This window comes from Sphingomonas sp. CBMAI 2297, from assembly GCF_029870595.1.
Taxonomy (GTDB): domain Bacteria; phylum Pseudomonadota; class Alphaproteobacteria; order Sphingomonadales; family Sphingomonadaceae; genus Sphingomonas.
In genome coordinates this window covers 300,081-313,682 of sequence record NZ_JAPDIR010000001.1, presented here as the reverse complement: position 1 = coordinate 313,682, position 13,602 = coordinate 300,081, and the positions used below count along the sequence as shown (strand labels likewise).

Annotated in this window: 14 protein-coding genes; 10 read left to right on the top strand and 4 right to left on the bottom strand. The window is 70.6% G+C overall.

All coding sequences use genetic code 11. The annotated features are described in order from the left end of the window. Positions 1–100: 100 nt before the first annotated feature. Positions 101–769 carry a cytochrome c family protein gene (locus tag OMP43_RS01630; protein WP_280277779.1) on the bottom strand — a complete coding sequence of 223 codons (669 nt, stop codon included), beginning with the start codon at positions 767–769 and terminating at the stop codon, positions 101–103. A gap of 102 nt (positions 770–871) precedes the next feature. Between OMP43_RS01630 and OMP43_RS01625 the strand changes: the two genes are divergently transcribed. From OMP43_RS01625 to OMP43_RS01615, 3 genes are all read left to right on the top strand, one after another. Beyond that, complete coding sequence (locus OMP43_RS01625; protein WP_280277778.1) at positions 872–1,774, top strand: prephenate dehydratase; 903 nt, start codon at positions 872–874, stop codon at positions 1,772–1,774. A gap of 487 nt (positions 1,775–2,261) precedes the next feature. Further along, positions 2,262–2,540, top strand: coding sequence for a helix-turn-helix transcriptional regulator (locus tag OMP43_RS01620; RefSeq protein WP_280277777.1), 279 nt, complete (start codon positions 2,262–2,264; stop codon positions 2,538–2,540). Between the two features lie 14 nt (positions 2,541–2,554). Then, the gene (locus OMP43_RS01615) at positions 2,555–3,061 is read left to right on the top strand and encodes a hypothetical protein (protein WP_280277775.1); all 507 of its coding nucleotides are present in this window, start codon (positions 2,555–2,557) and stop codon (positions 3,059–3,061) included. A gap of 49 nt (positions 3,062–3,110) precedes the next feature. Here OMP43_RS01615 and nudC read toward each other — a convergent pair whose 3' ends face one another. Genes nudC through OMP43_RS01600 form a run of 3 tightly spaced genes read right to left on the bottom strand, consistent with a single transcriptional unit; the run spans position 3,111 to position 6,306 of the window. Beyond that, positions 3,111–3,983, bottom strand: a complete 873-nt coding sequence (gene nudC / locus OMP43_RS01610; RefSeq protein WP_280277773.1) for an NAD(+) diphosphatase — start codon at positions 3,981–3,983, stop codon at positions 3,111–3,113. Then, positions 3,980–5,263, bottom strand: a complete 1,284-nt coding sequence (locus OMP43_RS01605) for a serine hydrolase domain-containing protein (RefSeq protein ID WP_280277772.1) — start codon at positions 5,261–5,263, stop codon at positions 3,980–3,982. Before OMP43_RS01605 ends, nudC begins: the two co-directional genes overlap by 4 nt. Then, the gene (locus OMP43_RS01600; protein WP_280277771.1) at positions 5,251–6,306 is read right to left on the bottom strand and encodes an A/G-specific adenine glycosylase; all 1,056 of its coding nucleotides are present in this window, start codon (positions 6,304–6,306) and stop codon (positions 5,251–5,253) included. Before OMP43_RS01600 ends, OMP43_RS01605 begins: the two co-directional genes overlap by 13 nt. Positions 6,307–6,333: 27 nt before the next feature. On the opposite strand from OMP43_RS01600, the gene OMP43_RS01595 reads away from it, so the two are divergent. The 7 genes from OMP43_RS01595 to OMP43_RS01565 all read left to right on the top strand — a co-directional run bounded on the left by OMP43_RS01595 (position 6,334) and on the right by OMP43_RS01565 (position 13,594). Beyond that, on the top strand, positions 6,334–6,867 hold the full coding sequence (locus OMP43_RS01595) for a DciA family protein (protein WP_280277769.1): 534 nt from the start codon (positions 6,334–6,336) through the stop codon (positions 6,865–6,867). Continuing rightward, positions 6,867–7,592, top strand: coding sequence for a thioredoxin domain-containing protein (locus tag OMP43_RS01590; protein ID WP_280277768.1), 726 nt, complete (start codon positions 6,867–6,869; stop codon positions 7,590–7,592). Before OMP43_RS01595 ends, OMP43_RS01590 begins: the two co-directional genes overlap by 1 nt. A gap of 26 nt (positions 7,593–7,618) precedes the next feature. Continuing rightward, positions 7,619–8,383, top strand: a complete 765-nt coding sequence (locus OMP43_RS01585) for a thioredoxin domain-containing protein (protein ID WP_280277767.1) — start codon at positions 7,619–7,621, stop codon at positions 8,381–8,383. A gap of 29 nt (positions 8,384–8,412) precedes the next feature. Continuing rightward, the gene (locus OMP43_RS01580) at positions 8,413–11,820 is read left to right on the top strand and encodes an AAA family ATPase (protein ID WP_280277765.1); all 3,408 of its coding nucleotides are present in this window, start codon (positions 8,413–8,415) and stop codon (positions 11,818–11,820) included. Beyond that, positions 11,817–11,960 (top strand): hypothetical protein, encoded by a 144-nt coding sequence (locus OMP43_RS01575; RefSeq protein ID WP_280277763.1) that lies wholly within the window; start codon positions 11,817–11,819, stop codon positions 11,958–11,960. The genes OMP43_RS01580 and OMP43_RS01575 overlap by 4 nt, the downstream gene beginning before the upstream one ends. A 50-nt stretch (positions 11,961–12,010) precedes the next feature. Next, positions 12,011–12,484 (top strand): hypothetical protein, encoded by a 474-nt coding sequence (locus OMP43_RS01570; RefSeq protein ID WP_280277762.1) that lies wholly within the window; start codon positions 12,011–12,013, stop codon positions 12,482–12,484. A gap of 111 nt (positions 12,485–12,595) precedes the next feature. Further along, entirely contained in the window at positions 12,596–13,594 is a 999-nt protein-coding gene (locus tag OMP43_RS01565) for a D-cysteine desulfhydrase family protein (protein WP_280277760.1), read from the top strand. The last annotated feature ends 8 nt before the right edge of the window (positions 13,595–13,602 follow it).

Below are 13,602 nucleotides of genomic sequence, written 5' to 3'. Positions count from 1 at the left end.
CCAGCAGCGGCGCGAAGACCGCCACGCCGTCCTGCCGGAAAAGAAAAGGCGCCGCGAAATGCTTCGCGGCGCCCCGTGCATCCGATCCGTGCGCGCGCCCTCAGGCGCCCTTCTTCTCCACCGGCGGCTTGGCGGCGGGATCCTTGGCGGGCGCGGCCTCGGCCGGAGCCGCCGCGTTGCCGCCGGCGGCGTGCGCGTCGGTCGCATTGCCCTCCGCCGGAGCGGGCGCCGCGCCGGCGGCCGGGGCCGCCGGCAGCGGCAGGTTCGAGCCCTGCGCGTTCAGATAGGCGATCACGTTCGCGCGCTCCTGGCCGTCCGCGATGCCCGCAAAGGTCATCTTGGTGCCCGAGGCGAACTTGCGCGGGTTGGACAGCCACGCGTCCATCTTGTCGAAGTCCCAATTGCCGCCCACGGCCTTGAGCGCATCGGAGAAGGCGAAGCCGGCCTTGCCCTGGGCGATGCCCTCGCCCATCGTGCCGTAGAGATTGGGGCCGATACCGTTCGCGCCGCCCTGGTTGATCGTGTGGCAGGCCATGCACTTCTTGAACGAGGCCTCGCCCTTGGCGACATCGGCCTTGGCCAGGCGCACCGCGATCGGCTCGACCGCCGCGGCGCCGCTCTCGCCGCCTTCCTCGACGCCCTCGATCACATAGCCCATGTGCTCGGGACGCTCGCCATGGAACAGCATGCCGCCGGCGATCGAAAGCCCGAGCGCGGCAATGCCGCCCGCAAGTGCCCAGCCCGCGATCGTATTGAAGCGATTGTCCATGAAATGCCCCTGCGGAAAAATTGCGTTCCTTTAAAACCGGCACCGCAACTAAAGCAAGCGGGGCTTGCGAGTGCGAGGTTCGGCGGCTAGCGCCCGGCCATTATGGAGAATTTCGCGAGCCCGGCGAGAAAGCTCGTCGCGGAGATGACCGAGGCAGCCGCCAAGACCCCCGTGCGGGCCGTCGCCTTCCAGGGCGCGCCCGGCGCCAATTCGCACATCGCGGTGCGCGAATGCTTCCCCGACGGACTGCCGCTCCCCTGCTTTTCGTTCGAGGACGCGATCGACGCCGTGAAGGAAGGCCGTGCCGGCTGCGCGATGATCCCGATCGAGAATTCGCTGCACGGCCGCGTCGCCGACATCCATTTCCTGCTGCCCGAATCGGGCCTGTCGATCATCGGCGAGCATTTCCTGCCGATCCGCTACGCCCTGATGGGGCTGGGCCCGGTCGAAGGCGTGCGCCAGGCGATGAGCCATCCCCAGGCGCTCGGCCAGTGCCGCCACTGGCTGAAGGCCCAGGGCATCCAGCCGCTCGCCTATCCCGACACGGCCGGCGCCGCCGCGATGGTGGCGGAGGCCGGCGATCCGGCGGTCGCCGCGCTGGCGCCCCCGGGCGCCGCCGCGCTCTACGACCTGCAGACGCTGGGCGCCGACATCGCCGATGCCGAGCACAACATGACGCGCTTCGTCATTCTCGCCCGCGAGCCGCTGGCCGCCGAGGGGGCCGGGGAAGCGGGGGCCCCGTTCATGACCACCTTCGTCTTCGAAGTGAAGAACGTCCCCGCCGCGCTCTACAAGGCGCTGGGCGGCTTCGCGACCAATGGCGTCAACATGACCAAGCTGGAGAGCTACCAGCGCGGCGGCAGCTTCGCGGCGACCGAATTCTATGCGGACATCGTCGGCAGCCCCGACGAGGCGCCGGTCGCCCGCGCGCTCGAGGAGCTGAAGTTCCACACCAAGTGGATGCGCGTGCTCGGCACCTACGCCCAGGCGCGCGAACGGGCCTAGGGCCAATCGACATTCAGCTCCGTCCCTTCCGTTCCCGGCGGCGAGGGACGGAAGCCGCATGTCGAAGCCTCTCCCCTCCGTCATGCTGAGCTTGTTCCGGCATCCAATTCTCCACCAGCGATATCGCCGGCGGCACCTTGGATCCTGAAACAAGCTGGCGCCTGTCCCGTAAAGACAAGTGCACCCCATTCCGTCATCCCCGCGCAGGCGGGGATCCAGGGCCAGGCGCGGCACAGGCGCAAGGAATTCCTGGCACTTCCGGAGAGCGTTCGCGCGGGGATGACGGCTATCGGGCACGCCCTGTCCCAAGGGGATAAGCGCCAAGCAAGTTCAGGGTGACGGAGGAGGCTGGTTCGAAATGTTCCGCCACGCCCCACCCCTAGCCTGAATGTCGATCCGTCCCAACTCACACCAGAGGCAACTCGGTCACCACCGGAACATGCTCTTCAGGGGGCGGGCACTCGCTTGACTCACGCGATGATTTGTTGTGTATAAGCAATATATCATCTTCCGAGTCGTCAAATTGCCGCAGATCCACAACCGTATTGCCCTGTTCCGCGCCGAACGCGGGATGAGCCGGCGCGCGCTGGCCGAAGCGGTGGGGGTGAACCCCCAGACGATCGGCTATCTCGAGCGCGGCGACTACAGCCCCAGCCTGGAGCTCGGCATGAAGCTCGCCGCGGTGTTCGACGCGCCGGTCGAGCTGCTCTTCTCCTTCACTCCTTTCGAATCGGTCGCGTCGGCGCTGCGCCGCGCGGCCGAATGATCCCGGAGGCCGACATGTCCCGTTTCAACCAGCGCCTGTTCTCCCGGCTCGACGCCGCCGCCGATCGCACCGGCATCCCCGCGCTCGCCCGGGCCGAGGTCCGCCGACGCCATCTGCGCTGGATCCCGATCCTCGCGCTCGCCCTGGCCCTGGGCGGCTGGGCCTGGGGGCTGGCGCGGCCCGACGGGACCTATCCGGGCTATGCGCTGATCTCGGCGGGGTTCGTGCTGGGCACGCTCCTGCCGATCTTCGGGCCGATCAAGCCCTGGGGCGGCCCCAGGCTGGTCGACGAGTTCGACCGGCAGCTGCGCCAGCGCGCCTTCCTGGCGGGCTTCGCGACGGTGAGCTTCACGACCTTTATCGGCATCTGGCTGATGCTCGGCCTGACGCTGCTCGACCATTGGAGCCGCGAGGCGCTGATCGCGCAGCTCGCGAACTTCACCTATATGCTGTTCGTGCTCTACCTCACCGTGCCGACGCTGCACGCCAGCTGGGCGACCCGGCCGGTGGAGGAGGATTGAACTCCCCGCTGAAACTCCCCTCCCTCCCGGGAAGGGGAAGAGGGGGAGGCTAGCCCCCCTCCACCCAGGCCGTCAGCAGCGTATGGGCGATCGCATAGGGCGGCGGGCCCAGGAAGGGCGCGGCGGGATCGCCGGCCAGCGCCAGCGCCGCTTCCGCGCGCGTGAACCAGCGCGCATCCTCCAGCTCGTTCACATCGACGCGGATATCGTCGTTCAGCGCCTCGCCGATACAGGCGACCATCAGCGATGCCGGGAAGGGCCAGGGCTGGCTGGCGACATAGCGGACCGCGCCCAGCCGGATCCCCGCTTCCTCGAAGGTCTCGCGGCGCACCGCCTCTTCGATCGCCTCGCCCACTTCGAGGAAACCGGCCAGCGCCGAATAGCGGCCCGGCGGCCAGCTCGGCTGGCGGCCGAGCAGCGCGCGGTCGCCATGCTCGGCGAGCATGATCACCACCGGCTCGACGCGCGGGAAATGCTCGGCGCCGCAATCGGGGCAGTGCCGCGCCCAGCCGGCATGGGTGATGCGGGTGGACGCGCCGCAATTGGCGCAGAAGCGGTTGCGGCCATGCCAGAAGACCAGCCCGCGCGCCGAAGCATAGTTGGCGGCATCGGGCACGGCGAAGCGATCGAGCAGCGCGAACATCGCCGGCGATCGGCCCATCGGCACCGGCATGCCGTCGGGCAAGGCCGAGGCGAAACGCGGCGCGCCCTGGTCATAGCCGAGGAACAACAGCTCGCCCTGCGCCGCCGCCAGGTCCGTCCAGGTCAGCCGGCCGCCTTCGTCGAGCACCGGATCGAGCGAATCGAGCACCAGCAGGCGCGCGCGCGGATCGGCGAGCGCGGCGGCGAGCAGTTCCGGCTCGTGGCGAACCCGGTCGGCACGATCGAGCGTGCCGCCGGTGAAACCGGGCGCGCGCGTCACTTGGCGAGATCGGCGTAGATCGCCTTGGAGACTTCGCGCTTCAGCGGCGTATCGCCGAACAGGTTGATCATCCCCACGCCGCGCACCTTGTGCACGGGATCGACCCAGGCGATCGTGCCGGCGGCGCCGCCCCAGCCGAAACTGCCCTTGCCCGGACCGCCCGGCACGTCGCCGAGATAGACCGAGCCGCCGGCGCCGAAGCCCATCTGGGCACCGGTATCCTTCGCGGTCTCGTTGAGGATCGAGGTGTCGGCCCCGGCGGGCAGCAGGTTCGACATGGCGACGGCCACCGTCTCGGGCTTGAGGATGCGCACGCCATCCAGCTCGCCGCGGTTCAGCAACATGTGGAGGAACCGGTCATAGTCGCGCGCGGACATGACCAGGCCGGCGCCGCCATAGGGGAATTCGGGCTTCTTCAGATAGATCGACGTCGCCGCCGGATCGGCGGGCACGCGGGTGGCGCCCATGAAGACATAGTTGCTGGCGAAATTGCCGACCTTGTCCGCCGGCACCGTCCAGTAGCTCTGCTCCATCTTGAGCGGCTTGAAGATGCGCGTGTTGACGAACTGGTCGAACGGCATGCCGCTGGCGACCTCGATCACCCGGCCGAGAATGTCGAGCCCGATCGAATAGCTCCACTTGGCGCCGGGCTCGGCGATCAGGGGCAGGCTGGCGGTGCGGTTGGCGAATTCCTCGAGGCTGTCCGGGCGGAGCGCCGCCATCTGGCCTTCCATCTGGACGTTCACCTGGGCCGGGTTGATGCCGAGCCTGTTGTATTCGTCGAGCAAAGGCCCCTTGGTGATGATGTTGTAGCCCAGGCCCGCCGTATGGGTGAGCAGGTTGCGCACCGTGATCGGCCTGGTCGCCGGGCGGCTCGTCAGGTCCTTGGCCGGATCGACCAGCACCTTCATGTTCTTGAACGCCGGGATGAAGTCGCTGATCGGCTGGTCGAGCTTGAGCTTGCCTTCCTCGATCAGGATCATCGCGGCGATGCCGGTGATCGGCTTGGTCATCGAATAGACGCGCCACAGGCTGTCGACATCGGCGGCGTGCGCGCCCGGCTCGTCGGCGACGCGGCCTTCGCTGACCACGGTGACCGCGCCGTCCGGGCGGCCGGCAAGGATGACGATGCCGGGCACCTTGCCCTCGGCGACATAGCGCTTGGCGAGCGCGGTCTCGGCCGCGACGTTCGGCGCGGCGGGCGGCTTGGGAGCGGTCTGCGCGAAAGCCGGCGACGCCAGCACTGCCAAGCCAAAGCCGAAACCGATCACGCCGCGCATAGCCGCCTCCTGAATGTCCGTGCCGCCTTGGCGAAGACGGTGGGCAATCCGGCCGATTCGAGATCGGCGACCGGCCACCACTCGCCTTCCACGGCGGCGCCTGCATGCGACGGGATCGTTGCGGCCGCAAGTCCGACGTCGAGGTTGAAATGGGTGAAGCCATGGCCGACCCGCTCGTCGAGCATGTGCCATGCCGCCGGGGCCGGCGCGCCGTCGAGGCCCGGCGGCGAATCGGCCCAGGGCCCGGTCGGCAATGCGCGCATGCCGCCGAGCAGCCCCTTGCCCGGGCGGCGGACGAGCAGCACCGCGCCGTCCCGCTCGAGCCAGAACATCGTGCCATGGCGCTGCGGCTTGGCCTTTCTGGCGGCCTTGACCGGGAAGCGCTCGGGCGCGCCGGCGGCGAAGCCGGCGCAATGCGCGCGCAGGGGACAGAGCAGGCAACGCGGCGAACGCGCGGTGCAGACGCCGCTGCCCAGGTCCATCATCGCCTGGGCGAAATCGCCGGAGCGCAGATCGGGAGTGATCGAATCGGTGCGGGCATGGATTCCGGCCTTCGCGCCCGGCAGTGCCTCCTCCACCGCGAACAGCCGCGCGACGACTCGCTCGACATTGGCGTCGACCACCACCGCGCGCCGTCCGAACGCGATCGCCGCGATCGCCGCGGCGGTGTAGCCGCCCACGCCGGGTAGAGTGCGCAGTTCCGATTCGCTGTCCGGAAAGCCGCCGCGCCGGGCCACTTCGCGGGCGCAGGCGAGCAGGTTGCGGGCGCGGGCATAATAGCCGAGCCCGGCCCAGGCGGCCATCAGATCGGCATCCTCGGCCGCGGCCAGCGCCTCGACGCTCGGCCAGCGCACAGTGAAACGCTCGAAATAGGGGATGACGCTGGCGACCTGGGTCTGCTGGAGCATCACTTCCGACAGCCACACGCGATAGGGATCGGGCGCATTGGCGCCGGGCCGCGCGCGCCAGGGCAGGTCGCGGGCATTGCGGTCGTACCAATGGAGCAGCGCGGAGGCGATTGCGCGAGGGGCGTTGTCGGGCACATGCCCCTATGGCATGGGTTGGCGGAAATGACGAAGCCCCCCCGTGCCACCACTCGCCAGCCGGCCCCGGCGCCACAGCGCGCGCTGCGTCCCCGCGCGGTATCCGAGCTGCTGCCCGATGTCGGCCGGGCGACCTTCCGCAAGTTCGGCTTCGTCCAGCATTCCATCGTCAGCCGCTGGGTGGAGATCGTCGGCGAGCGCTATGCGCGCGTCTCGATGCCCGAATCGATTCGCTTCCCGCAGGGCAAGCGCGAGCAGGGCGTGCTCCATCTCGTCGTCGCCGGTGCGCACGCCCCGACGATGCAGCACATCGCGCCCGAGATCGTCGAGCGGGTGAACCGCTTCTTCGGCTATGCGGCGGTGGCCCGGCTGGCGATTCGCCACGGCGAAGTGAAGCGCCCCGAAAAGACGGCGCCGCCGCCCAGCCTGAAGCCGCTGAGCGAAGCGATGGGCGAGAGCCTGCGCGGCATCGGCGATCCGGAGCTGAAGGCCGTGCTCGAGGCGCTGGCCGCCGGCGTCGCGGCGAGCGACGAGCGCCCCAAGATCGGCCGGATCGACTGATGCGGGCCCGGTTGATGATCGCCGGCGCGCTGGCGCTGGCGCTGGCCGGCGGCGCATCGGCGCAGCGGGCCCGCCAGCCCGTGGCGAAACCGGCGGCGGCGCCCGACTGGGCCGCCACCGTCGCCATCACGCCGCAGGGCGGCTTTCGCCAGGGCAATCCCGATGCGCCGGTGAAGCTCGTCGAATATGGCTCGCGCGGCTGCCCCACCTGCGGGCGCTTCGCCACCGAGGGCGTACCGGCGCTGCGGCGCGACTTCATCGCGAGCGGCAAGGTCAGCTACGAATATCGCGACTACCTGATCCATGGCGCCCCCGATCTCGCCATGGCGCTGCTCAACCAGTGCGTCGCGCCCGCGCGCTTCTTTCCGGTGCTCGACGCGATCTACGCCAATCAGCGCCAGTTCGAGGACAGGCTCGAGGCGCTGCTCAAGAGCCAGCCCCAGCAGGCCGAGGCCTGGCAGAAGCTGCCGGCCCCCCAGATGGCGACTCGCTTCGCCGAGGCGCTGGGCCTGATCGCCTTCATGAAGACCCAGGGCCTGCCCGAGGCCAGGGCCCGCCAGTGCCTCGCCGATCCCAAGCTGATCGAGCGCATCGCCAAGACCAATGCCGATGCGGTGAAGGTCCATCAGGTGCGGGGCACCCCCACTTTCATCGTCAACGAGCGCAAGGTAAGTGCCTTCAGCTGGGAACGATTGCTGCCCGAGCTCTGGGCGAACGGCGCCTGAACCGCGATTTCTGGAGAGAACAGACTATGCGTATCAAATTGGTCCTGATCCCCATGCTGGCGCTCGCCGGCGCCCTGGCCGCGTGCGGCGGCGGCGACACGGGCAACAGCAGCGCGGCGGTCAGCTCCGCCACGCCGGTTCCCACCGTCCCCGCGCCCACCGGCAAGGCCTGGGTCGACACGATCAGCAGGACCAAGGACGGCGGCTATCTCCAGGGCAATCCCAACGCGCCGATCAAGCTGGTCGAATATGGCTCGCGCAACTGCCCCTATTGCGGGCTGTTCGGCCGCACCGCGCCCGAGCCGCTGCGCAAGAACTACATCTCGACCGGCAAGGTCAGCTGGGAGTTCCGCGACTTCCTGATCCACGGCGCGCCCGACCTCGCCGCCGCGCTGCTCAACCAGTGCGTGCCCGACGAATCCTTCTTCAGCATGCTCGACCAGTTCTTCGAGAACCAGGAGAGCTTCCTCACCCGCACCGAGCAGCTGGTGAAGACCAATCCGCAGCTCGCCCAGCAGCTGCAGCAGCTGCCGCCGCCCCAGGCCGCGGTGGGCTTTGCCGAGCAGCTCGGCATGATCGACTTCATGAAGCAGCGCGGCGTGCCCGAGGCGAAGGCGCGCGAGTGCCTGGGCGACAAGAAGAAGATCGACGAGATCGCCAAGGTCAACGCGGATGCGGCCACCGTGTACGGCGTGAACGGCACGCCGAGCTTCTTCATCAACGGCAAGAAGGTCGATGCCGGCTCGTGGGAACAGCTCGAGCCGCTGCTCAAGGCGGCGGGGGCGCGCTGATCCCCATGACGCTGCGGGGGTAGGCAAGCGTGCAGATCAAGCGGCTGCGGCTGACGGGCTTCAAGAGCTTCGTCGACCCGGCTGACCTCCGCATCGAGCCGGGGCTGACGGGGATCGTCGGCCCCAATGGCTGCGGCAAGTCGAACCTGCTCGAGGCGCTGCGCTGGGTGATGGGCGAGACCAGCGCCAAGTCGATGCGCGGCGCCGGCATGGAGGACGTGATCTTCGCCGGCACCGCGACTCGCCCGTCGCGCGACTTCGCCGAAGTCTCGATCCTCGCCGACCAGGTGGGCGAGGACGACGAGATGGAAGTCGTCCGCCGCATCGAGCGCGGCGCGGGATCGGCCTATCGGATCAACGGCCGCGACGTGCGCGCCAAGGACGTTGCCCTGCTCTTCGCCGATTCGGCGACGGGCGCGCATTCGCCGGCGCTGGTCAGCCAGGGGCGGATCGGCGCGATCATCCAGGCCAAGCCGGGCGAACGCCGCGCGATGCTGGAAGAGGCGGCGGGCATCGCCGGGCTGCACGTCCGCCGCAAGGATGCCGAGCAGCGCCTGCGCGCGACCGAGGCCAATCTCGCCCGGCTCGACGAAGTGATCGGCGACCAGGAGACGCGCGCCGCCCAGCTCAAGCGCCAGGCGCGCCAGGCCGAGCGCTATCGCGAGCTTTCGGACCGGATCCGCGTCGCCGAGGCGCGGATGATCTTCGCGCGCTGGCGCGATGCGGCGGCGGCGGCGGACGCGGCCAGGAAGGAAGCGGCCGCGGCCGAGGCGCTGGTCGCCGAGCGGACCCGCGCCCATGATTCGGCCGTGGCGGTGCAGCAGGCGGCGGCGGAGAAGCTCGCCACGCTGCGCGCCGAGGCGCTGGCGGTGCGCGACCGGGCGAGCGAGGCGATGCACGGCCTCGCCACGCTGCGCGCGGACAAGGCGGCGATCGAGCGGCGGATCGCCGAGGTGCGGGATTCGGTGCGCCGGCTGGAGGAGGATCGCGGCCGCGAGGGCGCGCTCGCCCGCGACGCCGCCGAGGCGCTGGCCCGGCTGGAGGAAGAGGCGAAGGCGCTCGACACGCGCATCGCCGAGACGACCGCGCGCATGCCCAATCTGGATACCGCGCTGGCCGAGGCGGAACGCGCCGCCCGCGATGCCGAGGTGGCGCTGGCCCAGGCGCTGGCCGCGCAGGCGAGCGAAGCCGCCGAGGCACGCGTCGCCGAGGCCGCGCTGGCGGCGGCCCGCACCCGGGCGGAACGCGCCGAACGCGATCGGGCGCGGATCGATGCCGAGCTGAGAGCCCTGCCCGATCCCGAGCCGCTGCAGGCGGAGAAGGCCCGCGCGGCCGAGGCGCGCGCCCAGGCGCTCCGCCAGGCCGAGAGCGCGCGCACCGGCCTGGCCCGCGCCGATGCCGAGGAACGCGCGGCGATCGAGGCGCGCAACCATGCCCAGGCGGCACGCGCCACTGCCCATGCCGAGCTCGCCCAGCTCGACAGCGAGGCCGCCGCGCTGGCCAAGGCGACCCGGCCTTCGGACAAGGACCGGCTGCTCGACAAGCTGAAGGTCGATGCCGGCTATGAGCGCGCGCTGGCGGCGGCGCTGGGCGACGATCTCGAGGCCGGGCTCGATACCGGTGCCGAGCGCTATTGGGCGGGCGCCGAGCCGCGGCCGGGCGATCCCGCCGCGCCGCCGGGCACCGCGCCGCTCGGCGCGCATGTCCGGGCGCCGGCCGGGCTGTCGCGCCGCCTGGCCCAGGTGCTGGTGGCGGAGGCGGATGACGGCCAGCCGCTCGCGGTCGGCCAGCGGCTGGTGACGCTCGGCGGCATGCTGCGCCGCTGGGACGGCTATGTCGCCAGATCGGGCGGCGCGGCCGCGGCGGAGCGGCTGGTGCGGGTCAACCGGCTCGGCGCGATCGAGAAGGCCCGGCCGGCCGCAGTGCGCGCGGTCGAAGGCGCCGATGCCGAGCTGCGCCGGATCGAGGACAATATCGCCGAGGCGCGCCGCGCCGCCGCGGATTGCCGCCGCGTGCTCGACCATGCGGAGAATGCCGGGCGCGAGGCCGGCCGGGCCGAGGACCGGGCCGCCGCGCAGCTCGAACGGCTCGATTCGCAGCGCGCCGATCTCGATTCCCGCATCCGCCGCATCGCCGCCGAGCAGGACGAGGCGGCGACCGAACGCAATCGCGCCGAGGCAGCCAAGGCCGCCCTGCCCGACGGCACCGACACGCGCGCCCGCGTCGCCGCGCTCTCCACCGATGCCGAGGGCAAGCGCGCCGCCGCCGCTTCGGCCCGCGCCGAGCGCGGCACGCTGGAGCGCGAGATCGCCGGCGCGCGCGAGCGCCACGCCGCCGCCGGCGCCGAGGCCAAGGGCTGGAAGTCGCGCGCCGGCGAGGCCGCGCGGCGCGCCACGGAAATGGACAAGCGCGCGGCTCAGCTCGCCGAGGAGAGCGACGCGCTGGCCGGCCGGCCGGCCCAGCTCGAAGCCCAGCTCGCCGAGGCCGAGGCCGCGACCGAGAAGGCGCGCATCGAAAGCGCCGCCGCCCAGGCCGCCGAGCGCGAGGCGGAGCTGGCAGTGCGCGAGACCGAAGGCGCGGTGCGCGGCGCCAACGAGATCCTCGCCCAGGCGCGCGAGGAACGCGCCGGCGCCGCGGCCCGCGCCGAGAACCAGGAAGCCCGCCGCATCGAGATGGGCCGCATCTCGGGCGAGCGCTTCGAATGCCCGCCGCCGCTGCTGCCCCAGAAAGCCGGGTTCGAGGAAGCCACGGTGCGCACGCCCGAGGACGAATCGACCGCGCACGAACGCCTGAACGCCGAGCGCGAGCGGATCGGGCCGGTGAACCTGGTCGCCGAGACCGAGCTGGCCGAGCTGGAGGCCGCCTTCACCACCAACGCCGCCGAGCGCGACGAGCTGGCCCAGGCGGTGAACCGCCTGCGCGGCTCGATCGGCACGCTCAACCGGGAGGGGCGCCAGCGGCTGCTCGCCGCCTTCGAAGCGGTCGACCAGCATTTCCGCCGGCTGTTCACCACCTTGTTCAACGGCGGCCAGGCCCATCTGGAGCTGATCGATTCGGACGATCCGCTCGAAGCGGGCCTGGAGATCATGGCGCAGCCGCCGGGCAAGAAGCTCCAGTCGCTCACGCTGCTTTCGGGCGGCGAGCAGGCGCTGACCGCCGTCGCGCTGATCTTCGCGCTGTTCCTCACCAATCCCGCGCCGATCTGCGTGCTCGACGAAGTCGACGCGCCGCTCGACGACGCCAATATCGATCGCTTCTGCGACCTGCTCGAGCGGATGACCCAGGAGACCGCGACTCGCTATCTGATCGTCACCCACAATGCCGCGACGATGAGCCGCATGCACCGGCTATTCGGCGTGACCATGGTGGAGCGCGGCGTGAGCCGGCTGGTCTCGGTCGATCTCGGCGGGGCCGAGAGCCTGTTGGCGGCGGAATGACCTTCCTGATCGAGGCCGTGCTCCAGGAAGGCCTGGAAGCGGTGGGCCGGCTCATCGCGCAACGCCACGGAATGGCCGGCTGCCTGGTGGCGATCCTCGGCATCGCGCTGCTCGTCGCCCTTCTCTGGTGGAACCTGTGATCGATACGCGCGTCGAACGGTTCGATAGGATGGGCAACAGGAGGAAATACATGCGATCGAGCCTTTGGATCGGCATGGCCGTGGCGGCACTCGCCGCCGGCCCGGCCTTCGCCCAGGACAAGCAATCGACGGGCGATCGCGCGGGCGAGATCGCCGAGCAGCCCGCCAAGGATGTCGGCGTGGTCAAGACCAAGATCCCGCCGGTGCTCCAACGCGCCGCGGCCGCGCCCTACAGCCTGTCCGGCCTGTCGAAATGCGCGCGCATCGCAGCGGCGTTCGACGAGCTCGGCGAAGCGCTGGGCCCCGATTTCGTCGGCGGGGTCGATCGCAAGAAGAGCCGCAAGGTCAAGGTCACCGGCGACACCGTGGCCGGGCTGATCGTGCCGTTCCGCGGCATCGTCCGCGAAGTCAGCGGCGCGGCATCGGCGCAGCGCGAGCTCAACGCCGCGGTCGACGCCGGCTTCGCGCGCCGCGGCTTCCTGCGCGGCGTCTATCAGACGCGTGGCTGCAAGCCGGCGCTCTAGGATCCGTACGCGATACCGGCGGGTTTCGAACCTGTCTCCGTCATTCCCGCGCGGGCGGGGATGGCTATTATGCGCATGAACCCTCAACTCGATTCCCTGGTGATATCCTCGATGAACCTCGACACCTTCCCCCGCATCCGCCTGTTCGATGCACCGACCCCGATCCAGCGCCTGGAGCGCATCGAGGCGGCGCTGGGGCTGAAGGGTGCGCGCCTGTTCGCGAAGCGCGACGACCTGATGGGCCTGGGTGGCGGCGGCAACAAGCTGCGCAAGCTCGAATTCCTGCTCGGTGCGGCGATCGCCCAGGGCTGCGACACCTTCGTCACCACCGGCGCGCGGCAATCCAACCATGCCCGGCTGAGCGCGGCGGCGGCGGCGCGGATGGGCCTCGCCGCAGAGCTGATGCTGACCGACACGGTGCCGCGCGAGGACGAGGCATATCGGCATAACGGCAACCAGCTGCTCGACGCGCTGTTCGGGGCGACGGTGCACCACCTGCCATCCGGGAGCAACGCGCTTGCCGCGGCGCGCGCGCGGGCAAAGGAGCTTCAGGCCGAGGGGCGCAAGGCCTATGTCGTCGGCGCGGGCGGATCCTCGCCGGTGGGCGCGCTCGGCTATGCCGCCTGCGCGGACGAGATCCGGGCGCAGGAGGCCGAGCTAGGCCTCCGCTTCGAAACGATCATCGTCGCCAATGGCAGCCACGGCACGCATGCCGGCCTTGTTGCCGGCCTGGCCGCCGCGGGAGATGATCCGCGACGCGTGCTGTCCTTCACCGTGCTGGCAGAAGTTGAGGAAGCGCGGAACCATACGCGGGCCCTGGCGAACGACACGCTGGCGGCGCTTGCCTGCGATCCGCTGGTAGACGACGATATCCGGATCGACGGCTCGCAGCGCGGCGAGGCCTATGGCATCCCGACCGAGGCGATGCTTGCCGCGGTGCGGCTGATGGCGCGAGCGGAAGGGCTGCTGATCGACCCGGTCTATAGCGGCAAGGCGTTCGCGGGCGTGCTGGCGGGATTGGCCGAGGGGCGGTTCACCGGCGACGTGCTGTTCGTGATGACCGGAGGCACGCCGGGACTCTACGCATATCAGCCGGCTTTCGCGGCTTGACCGTCATC